The organism is Pseudoalteromonas sp. KJ63-1, from assembly GCF_055808145.1.
Map to the genome: position 1 here is coordinate 953,465 of NZ_CM147855.1, position 18,280 is coordinate 971,744.

At 40.4% G+C, this 18,280-nt stretch carries 15 protein-coding genes, 1 pseudogene and 1 other annotated feature; of the genes and pseudogenes, 6 read left to right on the plus strand and 10 right to left on the minus strand.

The features are described 5' to 3' along the window. Nucleotides 1-138 precede the first annotated feature (138 nt). Complete coding sequence (gene tyrA, locus AC0L7Q_RS04475) at nucleotides 139-1,272, plus strand: bifunctional chorismate mutase/prephenate dehydrogenase (protein WP_413401480.1); 1,134 nt, start codon at nucleotides 139-141, stop codon at nucleotides 1,270-1,272. Between the two features lie 54 nt (nucleotides 1,273-1,326). On the opposite strand, the gene AC0L7Q_RS04480 is transcribed toward tyrA, so the two are convergent. Beyond that, on the minus strand, nucleotides 1,327-2,484 hold the full coding sequence (locus AC0L7Q_RS04480) for a chorismate mutase (RefSeq protein WP_413401482.1): 1,158 nt from the start codon (nucleotides 2,482-2,484) through the stop codon (nucleotides 1,327-1,329). 43 nt (nucleotides 2,485-2,527) lie between these two features. After that, nucleotides 2,528-2,644: a sequence feature (Phe leader region), on the minus strand. A 193-nt stretch (nucleotides 2,645-2,837) separates the two neighbouring features. On the opposite strand from AC0L7Q_RS04480, the pseudogene AC0L7Q_RS04485 reads away from it, so the two are divergent. Further along, nucleotides 2,838-5,839, plus strand: a pseudogene (locus tag AC0L7Q_RS04485) (bifunctional diguanylate cyclase/phosphodiesterase). A 14-nt stretch (nucleotides 5,840-5,853) separates the two neighbouring features. Here AC0L7Q_RS04485 and AC0L7Q_RS04490 read toward each other — a convergent pair. Then, nucleotides 5,854-6,183, minus strand: coding sequence for an SUI1 family translation initiation factor (locus tag AC0L7Q_RS04490; protein WP_008464752.1), 330 nt, complete (start codon nucleotides 6,181-6,183; stop codon nucleotides 5,854-5,856). Between the two features lie 235 nt (nucleotides 6,184-6,418). On the opposite strand from AC0L7Q_RS04490, the gene AC0L7Q_RS04495 reads away from it, so the two are divergent. The 4 genes from AC0L7Q_RS04495 to AC0L7Q_RS04510 all read left to right on the plus strand — a co-directional run bounded on the left by AC0L7Q_RS04495 (nucleotide 6,419) and on the right by AC0L7Q_RS04510 (nucleotide 9,814). Then, nucleotides 6,419-7,078 (plus strand): GAF domain-containing protein, encoded by a 660-nt coding sequence (locus AC0L7Q_RS04495; protein WP_413401486.1) that lies wholly within the window; start codon nucleotides 6,419-6,421, stop codon nucleotides 7,076-7,078. 78 nt (nucleotides 7,079-7,156) lie between these two features. Beyond that, nucleotides 7,157-8,347 (plus strand): amino acid aminotransferase, encoded by a 1,191-nt coding sequence (locus AC0L7Q_RS04500; RefSeq protein ID WP_413401488.1) that lies wholly within the window; start codon nucleotides 7,157-7,159, stop codon nucleotides 8,345-8,347. A gap of 94 nt (nucleotides 8,348-8,441) precedes the next feature. Beyond that, nucleotides 8,442-8,942 carry a transposase gene (locus AC0L7Q_RS04505; protein ID WP_409424994.1) on the plus strand — a complete coding sequence of 167 codons (501 nt, stop codon included), beginning with the start codon at nucleotides 8,442-8,444 and terminating at the stop codon, nucleotides 8,940-8,942. After that, on the plus strand, nucleotides 8,939-9,814 hold the full coding sequence (locus AC0L7Q_RS04510; RefSeq protein WP_409425557.1) for an IS3 family transposase: 876 nt from the start codon (nucleotides 8,939-8,941) through the stop codon (nucleotides 9,812-9,814). Before AC0L7Q_RS04505 ends, AC0L7Q_RS04510 begins: the two co-directional genes overlap by 4 nt. 63 nt (nucleotides 9,815-9,877) lie before the next feature. Here AC0L7Q_RS04510 and AC0L7Q_RS04515 read toward each other — a convergent pair whose 3' ends face one another. Genes AC0L7Q_RS04515 through AC0L7Q_RS04550 form a run of 8 tightly spaced genes read right to left on the minus strand, consistent with a single transcriptional unit; the run spans nucleotide 9,878 to nucleotide 18,094 of the window. Then, entirely contained in the window at nucleotides 9,878-10,630 is a 753-nt protein-coding gene (locus AC0L7Q_RS04515; protein WP_413401490.1) for a DUF3379 family protein, read from the minus strand. After that, nucleotides 10,630-11,187: a sigma-70 family RNA polymerase sigma factor gene (locus AC0L7Q_RS04520; protein ID WP_418157337.1), complete on the minus strand. Its 558-nt coding sequence runs from the start codon at nucleotides 11,185-11,187 to the stop codon at nucleotides 10,630-10,632. The genes AC0L7Q_RS04515 and AC0L7Q_RS04520 overlap by 1 nt, the downstream gene beginning before the upstream one ends. 53 nt (nucleotides 11,188-11,240) lie before the next feature. Next, nucleotides 11,241-12,884 (minus strand): BatD family protein, encoded by a 1,644-nt coding sequence (locus AC0L7Q_RS04525; protein WP_413401494.1) that lies wholly within the window; start codon nucleotides 12,882-12,884, stop codon nucleotides 11,241-11,243. Further along, entirely contained in the window at nucleotides 12,878-14,776 is a 1,899-nt protein-coding gene (locus AC0L7Q_RS04530) for a vWA domain-containing protein (RefSeq protein ID WP_413401496.1), read from the minus strand. The genes AC0L7Q_RS04525 and AC0L7Q_RS04530 overlap by 7 nt, the downstream gene beginning before the upstream one ends. Beyond that, nucleotides 14,776-15,759, minus strand: coding sequence for a vWA domain-containing protein (locus tag AC0L7Q_RS04535; protein ID WP_409424999.1), 984 nt, complete (start codon nucleotides 15,757-15,759; stop codon nucleotides 14,776-14,778). Before AC0L7Q_RS04535 ends, AC0L7Q_RS04530 begins: the two co-directional genes overlap by 1 nt. Continuing rightward, nucleotides 15,752-16,186: a DUF4381 domain-containing protein gene (locus AC0L7Q_RS04540; RefSeq protein ID WP_010391338.1), complete on the minus strand. Its 435-nt coding sequence runs from the start codon at nucleotides 16,184-16,186 to the stop codon at nucleotides 15,752-15,754. The genes AC0L7Q_RS04535 and AC0L7Q_RS04540 overlap by 8 nt, the downstream gene beginning before the upstream one ends. 3 nt (nucleotides 16,187-16,189) lie before the next feature. Then, nucleotides 16,190-17,134, minus strand: a complete 945-nt coding sequence (locus AC0L7Q_RS04545) for a DUF58 domain-containing protein (protein WP_413401498.1) — start codon at nucleotides 17,132-17,134, stop codon at nucleotides 16,190-16,192. Nucleotides 17,135-17,137: 3 nt separating this feature from the next. Further along, a complete protein-coding gene (locus AC0L7Q_RS04550) occupies nucleotides 17,138-18,094 on the minus strand; it encodes an AAA family ATPase (protein ID WP_054202134.1) in 957 nt (318 codons plus the stop codon). Nucleotides 18,095-18,280 lie beyond the last annotated feature (186 nt).

Below are 18,280 nucleotides of genomic sequence, written 5' to 3' on the forward strand. Positions count from 1 at the left end.
TGATAGACAGGTGGCGATCTTTTCCATAATTTGCCTTTTAACCCCCAACGTATCCTGTTAGTATTTATCGTATTGATTAGTTTACTTTTTTTGTAATTATTAATTTACGATTTTGCTTTTTTGGGATGGAATGAGAACGTGGCAGAGATAAGTGATTTAGCGCAGCTAAGAACAGACATAGATGAATGCGATGCGCAACTGGTTGCCTTACTTGCAAAACGCAATGGCATTACTCAACAAATAGGCGCAATAAAACAACAAACTGGCGCGCCATTACATGCACCCGATAGAGAAGCCAATTTATTAGCTGCGCGACGCCAAGAGGCTATTAATCAAGGTGTGAATCCTGATTTAGTTGAAGACATTCTCAGACGCATGATGCGTGAAGCTTATCAAAATCAACAAGCCAAATTAGCTTGTGCCGATCCACGATTATCGCCAATTGTTATTGTTGGCGGTGAAGGGGCCATGGGGCAGTTATTTGCAAAACAATTTCAGCGCTCGGGATACGAAGTCAAAATTTTAGATAAAGCGCAGCAATCGCAGGCAGTCGATATTCTAAAAGGTGCAAAACTGGTGATGATCAGTGTACCAATAAATGCCCTTGAAACAGTTGTTAATGCACTACCGAAACTTGATGATGATTGTTTGCTGGTTGATATTACATCAGTTAAACAAGCCCCATTAACGGTACTTAAAAAAGTACATAGCGGACCTGTTGTTGGCTTACATCCCATGTTTGGCCCTGATATTTCTCATTGGGTGAAACAAACTGTGGTGGTATGCGAAGGGCGCAGTCATGAGGTGGCGCAAGGGTTATTAAAGCAGCTACAAATATGGGGTTGTCAGTTAGTTGAGCTAGATGCTAAAAAGCATGATGAAGCAATGCAAATTATTCAGGTTATGCGCCATTTAACGACCTTTGTGTACGGTCAGTTTTTAGCAAAACAGGGGCATACACTTGCCGAGTTAAGAAGTTGCTCATCACCTATTTATCAATTAGAGCTAATGATGGTTGGCCGTTTATTTGCGCAATCGCCAGAGCTATACACCGATATTATGTTAGCACAATTTGACAATGTCGAAAGCTTATTAGCGCAGTATCAGTCTTTGTTTTCGCAAACGCTTGAAAAGCTAAAAGCAGGGGATAAGCCCGCATTAATTGATGCTTTTGCTGATGCAAAATCTTATTTCTCAGATTCAACGGCGCACTTTTTAACCCAAAGCCGTAGTTTATTAAATAAAGCGAATGATGCGAAAGTACTTGATTAAAAAGAATAGCTCCGTGAAAAGAAAAGGGCCGCTAGGCCCTTTTTTAATATTTTGTTAGCTTTCTACGCTCACAGCTTGTAAAGACTCGCTTTGGTAACAACCGAGAACGCGCACGTATTGAGTGTGCTGTTTGAGCTCCTCCAATGCATGCTTCACTTGGTTATCGATTAAGTTAGCCTCCAAGTCTACATAGAACACTTCTTCCCACGGATTGCCAGGAGTGGGCCGAGACTCTAGTTTCACTAAATTAATATTATGCTGTTTAAAAATCATTAACGCATCGGCAAGCGAACCGGCTTGTTGTTTGGTTGACATAATTAAACTGGTTTTAGTAGGTATTTGAGTTGATACTTGCAGTGGTTTGCGTGCAACAACAATGAAGCGGCTATGATTTTCTTTTTGATTGGCAAGATTCGCCTTGATCACTTCAAGGCCTACATTTTTACCAGCTTGCGCTGAGCCGATAGCTGCACTGTTTGGTGTGTCAAGAGCTGACTTTAATGCACTTGAGGTCGAATCACAGGTTTCATGTTGAAGTTCACCAAGACCCTGTAAAAAACGACTACACTGGGCAAAGGGTTGTGGGTGCGCAAATACCTTAGTTAATTGGCTTATCTCAGTTCCTGGAGCTGCTAATAAGCAATGTTCAACGCTATGAGTAACTTCACCGACAATAGAGACTTGTGCATGCTGCAGCAAATCAAATACTTCATTAATACTACCCGAACTGGTATTTTCAATTGGCAGTAAGCCAAAGTCGGCTTGACCTTTTTCTACTTTACCAGTGATTTCTTCAAATGAGGTACAACCAATTTCAACTAATTTACCCGGGCGACGGCTAAAATATTTATGACATGCAAGCTGACTATAAGAGCCTTGACCGCCTAAATACGTTACGCGATGGGTTTCACTGAGTGCGTCAGGGTTTAAATTCTTTTGAAGCATGGCTTGTTGATGCAATACGGAGTCTTCTAATATCGTTTGAAACACGTTGTTAACGTAGTAAGCGTCAAGCCCTAACGATTTGCCATAGCCAATAAGTTTTTCGAGCAAAGCCAGTTCACGGGCCTCATCACGAATGGGTTTATTATTTGCAATTTTATATTCAACTACGCCATGACTAATGCGGCGTCGCTTTGCTAGTAAAACGAGTAGGTCGGAGTCGATTTCATTTATATCGTGCCTGAGAGTATCAAGTACATCGTTGCTCATTTGGTTTTCCTCATTCCAAAAATATCACTGATTTTGCAGTGAAAATAAAAAAGCCTCCCAGTTGGGAGGCTTTACTATTCGATTGATTTTATCTCACAAACAGGGAAGCCTCTTCTATATAAAGAAGCTAAAAAAAGAAAAAAAGTGTGTGAGTAATTTATATTCATACCCTTAATGTATGAAGTGTCACTCCCAATGTCAACAAGCACTTACCTGATGTGGATTTTTTACCTAATATATGTACAAAAGGCGTTGTTTTTTAAAAGTTTATAAATAATTTATAATTCTGATTTAAGTTCTGGTATATTTCTATTACTTACGAAAATAATAATTATAAATAAGGTTGGCTTTTTGTGTATCGACGCCCTCCATCTCGATTTGGCATAAACTCACTCAGTGTAAAGTTATCATTGTTGATCTCTGCCATCTGTTTAGTGGCAGGTATTTGCGCGGCTGCATTAATGCTCAAGTCAGAAGAAAAACAGCTTGTTTTTGAAGAGCATGAGGTATTAAAGCAATCAAATGAATTATTAATAAACCAGTTTAACAACTTGATAGCGACCAAAGTTAAAATAGCAGAGCAAGCTAATATTGTTGTTAGCGAGCAGCTATTTGAGGGCCAACTGTCTTTTAAAAATAATACTACACAGACAATGCAGCTCACCAATGATGGCTCTGTGCGCAGTGCATCAGCGGATGGACTATCAGCCGCGTTTATTCCCCAAGCTGCATACTCTCCTTTTTATAAACAGCTAATTGCTGATTCTGAATCGCTTTGGAAAGTTATTTCACCTACGTTAATTCAAGATTTTTATAATTTTTACCTTATAACTGAAGATAACTTTATTCGTGTTGCACCACCAAACTGGGCACTTAATGTTCCCGGAGATTATACGTTTAATCAAAGTGAAAGCTTTAATTACGCTAAGTCGTTAACCAATCCACAACGTGATCCGCAGTGGTCTAGGGTTTACTACGATAACGTATGGAACAAATGGGTTGTGAGTTTAATTGTCCCTATTTATAACGATGATGAGTTTTTAGGCGTTACAGGCAGCGATATGTCACTCGACTCCTTAATATCGCAATTACCCGTAGGCGGAAAAGAAAAACACCTTGTAGTATTTGATGAGCAAGGGCAATTATTAGCGCACCCAAACTTAGGTTCTGATAGTTATACAAAATACGGTGAGACAGGTAAAAAGCTGCTACCAGAAGACTTTATTTCCCCAGAACTAAAGCGCGTAATTGATAGCGCTGGACAAATACAGTTACCAGAATATGCCGATTCATTTTCACTAAATGATGAAGACTATATTATCAATATTCACAAAGTGGAAGGCGTAAACTGGTATGTGGGTGTATATCAAAAACGTTCCTCAACGTTATCGGCATTGAAAGATTTAAAACTTAAGTTTTTTGGCTTATTTATTCTGTATGCCATTTTAGTTGCTTTACTATTACACCAAGCACTTTACCAATTGGTATTAAGACGCTTACATTCGTTGGTTTATGCAGTTACTAACTTTGGTAAAGGTCATCTAGAAATTGAGTTTCCAAAAGAAAACAAAGATGAAATTGGCACGCTTAATGGCTCATTTAAAGACATGACCATTGAAATACGTAAACTCATTGATGGCTTAAATCAGCGTATAATAGAGAAAGAAATCGCGGAGAAAGCAGCAAACCGCTTATCTAAAGCAGTTGCGTTCTCGGGTACGGGCGTGGTGATCACCGATGAAAATTTTGTCATTGAATACGTTAATCCAAAAATGTTGGAGATGACTGATTTTGTCGAGAATGACTTCTTGCGCCAGCCATTACTGACGATTATTGCCAATGAGATGACCATGTTGGTAGAGGATATTGACATTGATTTGCGTAATCGTAATTACTGGCGAGGAGATACGCTTATAGAAGCGTTAAATAAGCCGCCAATATGGGTATCGCTCAGTGTGTCACCTATTCGAGAAGATGGTGGTAAAATTACTAGTTACGTTGCATCAGCACAAGATATTTCGTTTGTGAAAGAAAGTCAGCGAAAAATGGAGCAGCTCGCTTATTTTGACACACTAACTGGGCTGGCTAATCGTACATTCTTTAGGATGCAACTTAGAAAGTCTATGGCGCTTGCTGAAAGAGGGCGTTACTCGTTTGCTTTATTTTATTTTGATCTGGATGAGTTTAAGCGTATTAACGATACCTTAGGTCATGATGCGGGCGACCAGCTATTGGTTGAAGTGGCAACACGCTTAAAACAGCGCTTACGAGCGGAAGATACCATAGCCCGCTTAGGGGGGATGAATTTGCTGTTCTACTCAGTGGTATTGAACATCAAAAAGAAGCATCTGAAGTCGCTGACACGATACAAAAAACCTTAAATCAGCCGATAAAACTTGGCAGTAATGAAGTGATTGTTAGTGCAAGTATTGGTATTACCTTAGCGCCATTTGATAGCCTAGAAGAAGATCAGTTATTAAAGCATGCCGATTTAGCTATGTATGAAGCAAAAGCCAAAGGGCGTAATACCTTCCACTTTTATAGCCAAGATTTAAATGCAGCAGCTAATGAACGATTATTCCTAGAAAATGAGTTGCGTCATGCGATTAAAGAAAAGCAACTCACGCTGCATTATCAGCCACAGGTTGATTGTCGCGATAACAGCGTGGTGGGTTATGAAGCATTACTTCGTTGGTTCCATCCTACGCAAGGGTTTATTCCTCCGACTAAGTTTATTCCAATAGCTGAGGCAACCGGTTTAATTGTGGAGCTCGGCAAATGGGTACTACAACAAGCCTGTGAGTTTACGAAGCGACTAGAGCAACAAGGTAGAGCAAGTAATATGTCGATCAATCTGTCAGCAAGGCAGTTTAAAGACGCGAGCTTAGTGCCTATGCTGAAAAAAATAATTATAGAGACGCAAATTAATGCTGAAAGTTTGCATCTTGAATTGACCGAAAGCATGCTGATGGGGAATGTTGAGGCGGCTATTGAGCAGTTACATCAACTTAAAAAGTTGGGTATCTCAATTTCTATTGATGATTTTGGTACGGGTTACTCTTCGTTGAGTTACCTTAAGCGCTTCCCCGTCGATATTCTTAAAATTGACCGCTCGTTTGTTAAAGATATACCTGAGGATGATAACGACATGGAGATCACTGCAGCCATTATCGCTATGGCACAAAAGCTGAAGCTTGATGTGGTTGCTGAAGGGGTTGAAACAATAGAGCAAGTTGAGTTTTTACAAAACAACAATTGTTTTATTGTGCAAGGGTATTATTTTAGTAAGCCAGTGGCTGAGGATGATATTCCCGCATTATTTGATCAATTAGCAGCGCTAAAAATTATTGAATAAGTAAAAATTGCGGGTTAACCACCCGCAATTTTTACTTTAAATTTTAACCCTTCTAAAATCGCTTTTAACTTGTCGCGATCGTCACCTTGTACTTCAATAACACCTTCTTTTACTGCGCCACCTTGGCCCATCTTACTTTTTATTGTTTTTGCTAACTTTTTCAAGTCATGCTGTTGTGGATCAAGACCAACAACTAACATTACACCTTTGCCTTTTCGGCCTTTGGTTTGACGTTCTATGCGAATAGACCCATCTTTAAATAATTTTACATCCAGTTCTTTTTCTGGCTTTGGCTGGTCAATTCGCCCTGTTGCTGTTGAATACACTAAGTGATTATCACTCATAATTAACCTACTTAAGATTGAATATAATAATGCGGCAAATAATAACAAATTTGCGACGCAAAGACGTAATTTTTACGCCTCGATTCATTTTATAACATTATAGGTTTAACAATATTGACCTCATTAGGCTTATTAATAATGCGTTTAAGTATTTTTTAAAAAGCGTTTTAAATTGGCTAGCACTAGAAAAATATCCATGCTACTATTTTGGCATTGTAGATGTTTGGACGTCCAAATGGTTAATTCTTACTTAGAGCATGCTCAGCTTAATATTGAGCAACAGTTAATTAATGCTGAGCTAGAAAAGCTTGAGCAATACCTAAATAGTAATGCTGCACCAGCCGTGCGTTGGGAGTATCAAATTCCTGAGCTAGGTGAAGGTGGGGCATGTAGTTTATTTGGTTACTTACAGGATGAGCCGTTTAAACTAAGCGATTATGTTAGCCAAAGTAAGCAAACAATTGAAAAATTAGCGCAACTTCAGTTGATTGTTGACTACGTTATTGAAAACACTCAGCTTGATTGGTACGGCATTTATCAGAATACCCCCACCAATGAAGGTGAGCAGTTATTAAAGCTGGCTTATTTTGGTGCGCCTAGTCGCCCTTTGTTTCCGCTTACCGCCGAATTTGCAACTGCCAGCAATAACGTTCAGGTAGCGCTTAGTGGTAAAGGGCGCGTTATTAATAATGTTGAGCAGTATTTAGCGGCAGGCGGTGAATATTACACCTGCGATCCGAAAGTAAAAGCAGAAGCCTGTTTACCGCTATTTAATGCACAACATCAGTGTATAGGTATTGTTGATGGTGAAGCCTTCAGCACTGATTTTTTTGATAAAGCGACGCTCGCGTTATTAATTGCGTGCTGCATTAAAATTCCTCACTTTTTAGTGTAAATAACACTAGTCAATCTAGTGAGTTTTTATGTTAAGCTTATCGCAACAGCTAACCCCTAAATAACGAAGAGATAGCCAATGTTCTCAGTATTAAAACCATTACCAACAGACCCTATTCTTGGCCTTATGGCGGCCTACAAGCAAGATACTAACCCAAATAAGATTGACTTAGGGGTTGGTGTATATAAAGACGAGCAGGGGAATACCCCAGTATTAAAGTCAGTAAAAAAAGCAGAAGCATTTCGTTTAGAAAATGAAATGAGCAAATCTTACATTGGTCTTGCTGGTAATTTAGATTACTGTCAACAAATGGAAAATCTTCTACTAGGTGAACACCCTGCATTATTAGCTAATCGCGTACGCACAGCACAAGCTCCTGGCGGTACTGGTGCACTACGTGTTGCTGCAGAATTCATTGTACGTTGTAATCCAGGCGCAACTGTATGGGTAACCAACCCGACGTGGGCAAACCACATTAGCTTATTTGAAGCTGCAGGCTTAACGGTAAAAGAATACCCATACTACGATTACGAAAACAAAGATTTATTGTTTGATGAAATGGTTGAAACCTTAACACAGGTGCCTAAAGGCGATGTGGTGTTATTACATGCGTGTTGTCATAACCCAAGCGGTATGGATTTAAACGAGACACAATGGAACACGATTGCTGAACTTGCAAAAGATGTGGGCTTTACACCGTTAATTGATATTGCATATCAAGGCTTTGGTTCTTCTTTGGAAGAAGATGCTAATGGTCTACGTATTTTAGCTAATGCGGTTGAAGAGTTGATCATTTGTTCTTCATGTTCTAAAAACTTTGGCTTATACCGTGAGCGTATTGGTGCTTGTTCAATTATTGCCAAAGACAGTACTACAGCTGATATTTCAAATTCAGTATTACTGAGTGTGGTACGTAGCATTTATTCTATGCCGCCAGCGCACGGTGCAGACATTGTAAACACTATTTTAAGCAGCACAGAATTAACGCAGCTATGGCACAGTGAACTTGATGAAATGCGTAACCGTATTAATAGTTTACGTAGTTTAATTAAAGACAGTCTGGCAGCAAAAGATATTGCTCAGGACTTCTCGTTTATTGACCGCCAACACGGTATGTTCTCTTTCTTAGGTATTAATAAAGAGCAAATCGAGCGCTTGCAAAAAGAATACGGTATTTATATTGTTGGTTCTAGTCGTGTTAACGTAGCAGGCATTAGCCAAGCAAATATCAATTATTTTGCTAACGCTGTTGCTGATGTTTGTAAGTAATCAGTAAGAAGCTTTAGCTTTTAAGCAATAAAAAAACCGCACACTCTGAAGTGACCCCCAATAGTTGGACATTCCAATTACTGGGGGTCTTTTTATGTCCAAACATCACCGAGCTTTCAAGCTCAAAATAGCTGAACTCGCTTTGTCTGAAAGCTCTTCGGCGGTAAGTAACAGATTTAATGTTACAGATAGGCAGGTCCGATATTGGACCGCTATTTATCGAATTCATGGCGCTGAAAGCTTCAGGTCTGTTCACAAACCTTATTCTCTAGCATTTAAGGCTGAAGTGTTAAAAACGATGACAGCAAACAGTAGGTCACTCGGTTATACCAGTGCTTTCTTCGATTTATCGTCCCCAGGCATTCTTTTTCAATGGCAAAAGCTTTATGCTCGTGATGGTATATCACGTCTTAAACCACAGAGAAAAGGTAAGCCATTCATGACAAATAATTCTTCTTCATCAAAACTAGTAGAGCAAATGACTGAGGAGGAGTTACGAGAAGAACTAGCATACTTACGAGCTGAGAATGATGTGCTAAAAAAGTTAGAAGCCTTGGCTCAAGCCAGAAAGAAAAAAGCAAAGACAAAACGATAGTCGTCGAAGAGTTCAAGGCAAAGCATAGCTTACGACACCTTTTAAAGGCGACAGGGCTGCCAAAGAGTGTTTACTATTATCATCGCACTACTTGTAAGCAACCCTGTGCAAGCAATGATTTACTGGTAAAAATACGTGATATTTATCACGCGCATAAAGGGCGATATGGCTATCGCAGAATTACGAGTGCCCTGAGAGCAATGGGAGTATTTGTTAATCATAAGCGCGTTCAACGGTTGATGAATGAGTTAGGACTCAAGTCAAAAGTAAGGCCTAAGCGCTATAAATCCTATAAAGGTGAAGTGGGTAAAATCGCAGAAAATACGCTTAACCGCGAGTTTACTGCGCAGAAGCCAAATCAAAAATGGGTGACGGATGTGACGGAGTTTAAAGTGGATAATGAGAAGGTATATCTATCGCCTATGATTGACCTATTCAACCAAGAGGTAATCAGTTACGAAGTCAGAAAATCCGTTGCACTCCCTTTGGTAACTGACATGCTTAAAACAGCAACTGCTAGGTTGAAGCCAAATGAAAAGCCAGTTGTACACTCAGATCAAGGGTGGCAATATCAAAACAAACAATATCAAAACAAACAATATCAAAACAAACAATATCAAAATCACCTTAAGGAAAAAGGATTGCAACAAAGTATGTCTAGAAAAGGAAATTGTTTAGATAATGCGGTTGCTGAGAACTTCTTCGGCATATTGAAGAGTGAGATGTACCACAACGAAACGTTTAAAGACGTGAATGATCTTATTGAAAACATTAAAGAATATATCCACTATTACAACAATGAGCGTATTAAACTGAAACTAAAAGGCCTGAGTCCGATACAGTATCGAAATCAGGCCTTGGCAGCCGCTTAGAAATGAGTCCAACTTTATGGGGTCACTTCACTCGTTGCGGTTTTTTATTGTTTCTATAATGGCTTAAAGCCAGCGAATAGCCCCTGAAATACGTTCATTATACATATCAACTGGTGAGCCAAGGCTTGCAATTAGCACGGTATCAGCCTGTTTGCCACGATTTATATGGCCAGCATAGCGAGAGTCATTAAAATCATCTGAGCCAATTTCAAAAATTTGGTTATCGCTTGGCACAATAAACACGGTCATAGGCCCAAAGTCAGACTCAAACACTAAATGTAAGCCTCTCTCACCTTGAAAATCGCAAAAGGTAACGTAAGTGACTTTACCTGGCAAATCACTAATTTGACCGCCAAGTAAAGCCAGCTTTTCATTAACAGTTTGTATGCTAATTGGTTGAGTCTTATTTAATGCATAAATTTCATGGTAAACATGAGCTAGTGCATGCTCACCAGCCGTTTGATTAATGTTTTGCTCTTCGCTAAACATAAACGCACTGACTGCAATCACAAATGAAGCCGCTAAAGCCAAATGTACTCGGTCAAACTTAAACCATGAGCGTGCACTAATCACGTTATCCTTTTGCTCAAGCTCATCTGTTCTGGCTTTTTCTTTTAACGAGGTATTTAAAATAATTCGTTCAGCAAGGTTATCAGGCACAGGGATTTCAAGCGCATTGTCGAGTTGTTTATCGAATGATTTGCTTTCATTTAAAAATTGTTGTCTGTCGGCACTGCTGTTTGCAAATTCCTGTAGCTCTTTGTCCAGCTCATTGGGCTGCGCAATTGTGCGGCGACGAAACTCAAGTTCATCCATTATTTTGATGCTCCTTTAAGTTGTTCATCATCACGGCTTAATGCCTCTTTAAGTTGATTTTTTGCTCGAAATAAACGTGTCATGACCGTATTTTTATTTAAGTTAAGAATGTCTGCAATTTCATCTCCGGTGCAGCCCATTACCACCTGTAACAACAGCGGCTCTTTGTATTCATCAGCCAATAAAGAAATTTGTCGCTGGATAACGGTTTGTTCCATTTCCGTATCTAAGCTATGGCTGGTTTGATCTACTAGTGTGTCGTTATCTACATCGCTGTAATCAAATTGCTTGCGTTCAAAACGTCTGGCATTCTCTCGCCTCAATATGGTCAACAACCATGGCTTAGCTGCTTTTTGGTCGAGTAACGAATCAAGCGAGCGCCATGCACGTAAAAAGGTTTCTTGCACTAAGTCATCCGCAATAGTCGGGTCGTTACATAACCAGTAAGCAAAGCGATAAAGTTCCTTGTGATAAACATGGACCAAGGCTTCGTAGCGTTGTTGTTTTTCAGCCATATTTATTAAGACCCGATCATTCGATTTTTTATTTCCAAACATAAGCACTTTTTAATTAAAATTATTATAGGCCAAAAAAGTAACTAAGATTCTTATTAAGAATATAGCTCTTTTAACGCAGATGACGACTTAGCTGTGTGCGATTGATGTTTTTTTAATAAACTAACAATCGCTTCTAAATCAGTGCTAGCCGATTGGTTACCGTACAACTGTGCTTGTAAATTATTTACCTGCGCAGTGAACTGCGAGTTGTTTATCATAGCGCATAAATGGGTGAGAGCTCCTACCTTTTTATCTGTTCGAGTTAGCGCGTATAGATTAAGTGCATCGTAAAATGCTTTATTATCACGGCTTTTAGCAAGTATTTGCAGTGTTTTTAATTCTGCTTGCTGATTGCCTCTATGATTTGCTTGCGCCGTTTGTTGCGCTTCTTTAACTGAGCGTTTCATAAAGTAAAGAATCAGGGTCACAATCCATAATATGTAACCTAATACGGCTACAATAATAAGCCATAGAGGCGTGCTAGTGTGGCGTTGCACGCTGAGCGATTGTTGCTTTGGCTCTGCATCCGTATTGTTTAAATTACTTTCAACGGGAGGGTTCAGCGAGTTTGCTGGCGCTGTGGTGCTTGGTGTTACCGTAATTGTACGCTCTGGTAAAGTTGCGTAACTAATTCGGTTCATTTTGGTGTTATACCAAGGCAGAGTAATTTCAGGCAGTGTATAGGTACCTGGGGTTTGTGGAAGTAGCGCAAATGAGGCGCTTTGCTGTGATACCACTCGACCATCGCGCACTGCATTATTAGTTTCTTTTTCATCCGGATAGCTGCGAATACCATCAATAGTAGGCATATCAATTTCGGGCAGTTGCTCTTTAGTCACCCCTAAGGCGGTAAGCATAATAGTGCGTGTTATTGGCGTGCCGGCTTCAACGGTATTATCGTCTGGTTGCCATTGCTCGGTTAGACTTACTAATTCACTGGGTAACCAATCACCTTGATAATTCTCAGGGATAGGTTTGATTTCAATCTGTTGTTCATCGCCAAGTGCCGACACCTCTAGTTGGCGATAGTTTTGTTGAACACGCCCTTGAAAAACCGGTGCTTCAATGGTGTATGCACCACTTTTTTGCGGCTGAATTAAATAATTACGGGTGATCACTAAATAACGTTTACCATTAACCAGTTCATAATCTTCACTTTGTTTACCTAGTTGGGTGAGTTGAGCATCTTCCATGCTTGGTGTGCTTAAGCTGCCATCAAGTAGCTCTTTAGCTAAGTAAAGTTTAATGGTGTAAACGCCAGCCTCTTGCACAAATAAGCTGTTATTTGTAAGCGAGGTTTTTAAAAATATATCATCATTTTTACCTGCATCGCTGCTTCGCTCTTTAACCGATAAGCTAATTGGTTCAGAGCTGAGCCCTGCAACACTAAAAGAAGGAATTGTGTATTCACCGGCTTTGCGAGTCATTAACTTAACAGACCACGATGTTTGTTTTTTAATGCTGCCGTTAATAATGTTGGTGCGGCTACTTAAGCTCATAGGACCAACGACAAAATCTTTTAACAGCGCTGAAGTATCGGGTTGTTGCCCTTTGATTGAATCATCAACGCTAATATTGAGCATAAAAAACTCACCCGCCAGTACCGGGTTTTTATCAACGCTTGCTTCTAATGAAGTGGCGGCCATTAATGGCATGGCAGTTAATAGCAATAAACAGCAAAATAATCGCATTACCATGATTTTTCTACTCCTGTTGGACGGCGTTGATATTGTCTTTTTTGGGCTTCTAATTGCATTTTGTTTCTTAATAAAATAGCGGGATCGTCGGGCACTTTTCTTAGTAACTGATTTAGTTGCTGTGCTTTCTCTTTTTCTTCATTAGTGAGTTCAGCTGCCTGTGCTTGCATAGCTTGTTGTTGTGCTTGCTGCTTCTGCTCATCTGATGGCGGTGGCTCATTCATTTTATTGGGTTGACTCTGTTGCTCGTCTTGCTGAGGCTTACTATCGTCGTCTTTGTTCTCGTCTTGTTGGTTTTGTGATTGAGCTTGCATGTCAGGCTGATTTTGTTCATCTGACTGCTCGCCAGATTGGCTTTGTGGATCTTTTGATTGCTCCGAGGGGTCACTCGATTGCTGCTCTTCACTGTTTTGGCTGTCATCTTCGCTATTTTTATCGCCATTTTTTTGCTGATCTTGTTTTGATTTATCTGCACCATCTTGACTTTGCTCATCTTGATTTTGCGAATCATTACCTTGTTGGTTTTCCTGGTCTTGCTGTTGCTGTTGCTGTTGCTTAAGTAACTGCTCAACTAACGCTTGGTTATCGGCTGCTTGGGTAAAATCAGGTTGTTGTGATTGCGCTTGTTTGTAAGCGTTTATAGCAGCCTCTAATTGTCCGGCTTTAGCCAGTGCATTACCATAATTGTAATAACCAGTGGCTGATTTATCTTGGCTGAATTCGTTCAGAGCGCTTTCAAACTGACCTTGCTGATACAGTGCAGCGCCTTTGAGAGCATTGGACTTCGCTTGTGCTGCTTGTTGATACTCTTGGTTGTTGTAGGCTTCTAATGCACGCTGATCGGTATTTTTAAATAGCGTTGGTAACTCTACTGCATGAGCATTTTGCTGAGGTATAAAGCTTAGCAATAGCACCGCACCAATAAACGCAGAGCGCCTAAATAAGTATAGAGCTAAGGGCAGTAAAATAAGCAAGCCATAAATGCCAGCATCGATTCGCCACAAGGCTAAATTGGGTTTTTCACTTTTTAGTATTTCACTGTTTGCTTGCGGTGAAAAAATGGCAATATCGTTATTGCTAGGCTGATAATTAGCGTATTGGCCGCCACTATTCTTTGCTAGTCCTTTGAGTAAAGAACCATTGAGTGTAGGCACTACAATTTGGCCATAATTATCTTTTAAAAACCCGCCTTCAGGTAACTTTATTGGTGCGCCTTGCTCAGTGCCAATACCGTAAATATTTAGTCGATACTGGCTACTGTTAGTAAAACCACTTATATCACTTTGCTGTTGTTGTTCAATACCATCGGTGATCAAAATAATATCACCATCTAGGTAGCCTGCTTGAGTGAGCAGCTCTTGTGCCATGTCTAAACCTGCCAGCACGTTTGAGCCTTTATCAGGCATAATTTCAGGGCTTAAGCTAGGAATAAGGTTGGCGAGGGTAGTTGCATCATTGGTCAGTGGAGAAATGGTATAGGCAGTGCCTGCGTAGGCTACTAATGCAGTATCACCTTCTTTAAATAACTCAATCATATCGAGGGCTTTAAAGCGAGATTGCATTAATCGATTAGGAGCAATGTCGGTGCTATACATAGAGTACGACATATCCATTACAATAACGCGCGCACTTTTACTTTGAAATACAGGGACTTGTTTTTCTTCAAAACTCGGGCCTGCACTAAATATAATGGCTAAACTGCAAAATAACGCAACTAGCCACAGCGGCTGACGAGCTTGATTGTTTGCTTCACTCATAACAAATTGTGCTAAATGTGGTGCAATAAGTGGCGCTGATTGGGCTTTTTTCTTTTTAAGCATGGCAATAAAAAATAACCCTAGGGCAGGGAGTAGCAGCCATAAAATAGCGGGGCGAATAAACTCAAAATCCATTAGCTTGGCTCCTTCATTGCACGCACTGTTTTTATCAATGCGGTAACACTGATCAACAGAATGGCCAGTAATAACGGATAATAAAACAAGGCCGTTTGTGGGCGAAAGGTTTGTTCATCGGCACTAATTGGTTCAAGCTTATCAAGCTCTGCGTAGATTTGTTGAAGGCCTGCTACATCTTTAGCTCTAAAATACAGCCCCCCTGTTTGCTCGGCAATATTTTTCAGTAAGCTCTCATCTAAATTACTCCCCCCAGAGCCCATATTAAATAAACTAAAGCCACGTGGGTTATCTGAGCCGACTCCGATGGTGTACACTTTTATACCTTCTTCACGAGCCAGTAATAGCGCATCTTCGGGATCAAGGTTTCCTGCGGTGTTTTGTCCATCTGTTAGTAACACCACAATGCGATTACTTTCTTTTTTACTAGCAAAGCGTTTAACAGATAAGCCCAAAGCGTCACCAATTGCCGTGGCACGACCTACAAGGCCAATTTGTGCTTCAGTAAGCATTTTGCTGACGGTTTTTACATCACGGGTAAGGGGCGTTTGCAAAAACGCGGTATCACCAAACAATATAAGCCCGAGTCTGTCGCCTTGACGCTGCTCTATAAAATCGCTTAGCACCGCTTTAACCATGGTTAAACGGTCAACATATTGGCCATTGTAAGCCATGTCTTGTTCTGTCATTGAGCCCGATAAATCCACAGCGAGCATAATGTCGCGACCTTCATTAGGCAGCGATATAGGCTCATCTAACCAGGTAGGGTTCGCTGATGCGGTTACTAATAATAGCCACAGCAACCATTCAATAATATTTAACTTACGTGCACTGGGCTCTATATGTTGATTATTTAAATTATGCGATGCAAAGCTGGGTATGCGTAAACGTGTCGTTGCATTACTTGCTGCGGGTTTTAATAGCAGTAACGTTAAAGGAAGCGGCAGTAATAAAAACAGCCATGGCCAGCTAAATTCAAACATGCAGTGGCTCCTTTAGCTTAAATTGTTTAATAGCTTGGCGAAACTTATCACTGAGTGCCGGTGGTGTTTGTGCTGTGCTATATAGGCTTGAAATTTCATCTTCATTAAAACCAATTGCAGCAAGTTGACTTAGGGTTTTACACCAGTTAGCTGTGGATTGCGCTGCTAAGCGTGGATCGTAATAGGTGATCACTAAACGCTTTAAAATAATATGCAATTGCTGCGCTGATTGTTGTTGATTAGCTAATTTAATCGCATTACGTTTTGGTTTTTTAAATTGATAGTTTTTGTACATAATTATAATTAAGCCACACACTAAGCACAGTGCAATGCTAATAACTACCCACCAAGCAGGGGCTAACGGCCACCAGTCAACGTGAGAGGGAGCAATAATATCGTGAAGGCCATCAAGTGGAGAGGTTTGCATGATTTATCTTCTCACTAATTGCAGTTCCAGCGCAGTGGCTGCATCGAATGATAATAGGTTAAGCCCAGATTTTGTTAAACGATTAATACGCGCGCTAAATGCTTGCTCGGCATTTTTGGCAAATCGTTCTCTAAAACTGTTATCCATCAAAGGGAGGGCAAACTGCTGATTATTAGCACTTACCGTAACCGCTTGTTGAAAAGCAGGTAACTTATGCTCGAAGGGGTCGCTAATATGGCAGCCTATTAACTCACAGTGCCGCGCAAGTAATTCGAGTTGTTTAAAGCTGGCGTCATCTAAGGCGTTAAAATCGGATACGATATAAACCAAACTACCGGGTTTGGCTAAGTGATTTAAACGCTTAAGGTTGTCACTAAAGTTATTGCTGGCGGGTTTATCAATATTTTCAAGTGCCTGCTGATGGGCGTCGCACAAATTATGACACAGCTTTAACACGGCCTTTTCACGGGCGCTGGGTTTAAGCTCTAAATGCGAGTGCTGATTAAACACAATACCGCCAATTCTATCGCCACGTTGGCAAGCGGACCATGCAACCAAGGCACTAATATGTGCAGCTTGCACCGACTTTAATAATAATTGAGAGCCAAATAACATGGAATTTGAAAAGTCGGTAAATACAAATACCGGACGTTCTTTTTCTTCTTGAAAAAGTTTGGTGTGAGTTTCACCTGTACGAGCCGTGACCCGCCAATCAATAGAGCGTATGTCATCACCGTGTTGGTAATGGCGCACTTCGGCAAACTCCATGCCACGGCCTTTATGCGGCGCCAGATATTGCCCCGCTAAGGTATTTTTTATTCTAACGTTAGGTGCCAGCTCAAGCAGTTGCGCTTTTGCTTTATAATACATCAGCTCTTTGAGCGATAAATTAACACCATGGCTATGACTTAATTTAAGCCATGCCTGAGAATCAAAGTGTGTTTGCATAACTTAAGGTACAGCAACTAGTTCAACAATACGGCTAATAACCTGATCTTTTGTAATACCATCGGCCTGTGCTTCGTAACTTAAAATAATACGATGGCGTAATACATTATGTACCACAGCTTGAATATCGTCAGGCGATACAAAATCACGACCACTTAACCACGCATGAGCTCGGGCACATTTATCCAAGGCAATCGTGGCACGTGGGCTGGCGCCGTATTCAATCCAGCGGCCAAGTTGCTCATCTAAGTTTGCGCCTTCTCGAGTAGCGATAATCAACTGAACTAAGTATTGCTCTAGTGGCTCTGCTAAATACAGACCCAAAATCGCTTTTCTAGCGGCAAACAACTCTGCTTGCGAAATTTGCTCAAGCACTGGAACTTCATCATTAAGTGCTTCACCACGGGTTAGGCGTAAAATATCAAGTTCGTGCTCAGCCCCCGGATAATTAATACTTAAATGTAATAAAAAGCGGTCTAATTGCGCTTCAGGCAGTGGGTAGGTCCCTTCTTGCTCAAGCGGGTTTTGCGTTGCCATCACTAAAAACAGGTCACTAAGTGGGTACGTATTTTTGCCCACAGTAACTTGGCGCTCAGCCATTGCTTCTAATAAAGCTGATTGTACTTTCGCTGGTGCTCGGTTTATTTCATCCGCTAATATGAGGTTATGAAATAAAGGGCCTTTTTCAAACACAAACTCACTGGTTTGTTGACGATAAATATCAGTACCGGTTACATCGGCAGGTAATAAATCTGGGGTAAACTGAACACGCTGAAACGAGCCTTCAATACCTTTTGCTAAAGCATTAACCGCTCGCGTTTTTGCAAGCCCTGGAGGGCCTTCAACAAGTAAATGACCATCAGCTAATATAGCAATTAAAAGTGCTTGAGTGAGCGCTGGCTGGCCAATAATTTGGGTGTCTAAATACGTTTTTAAGTTTGAAAATGCGTTAGCTGCCATAATAAGTGTACTGTCCTCGTCAGCTTAAATAATACCTAAAGTGGTTAGGTAACAAATACTGAGCTAGTTATAAGGTTTATAAGTGGATAACTCAAGAGTTAGACTGATATTTTGAAAATAGTTCGTTATTTTTTAACGCTTTTTAGCCTAACACAAAACTTTGTAAAACCAGCTAAAAAAGCCTAT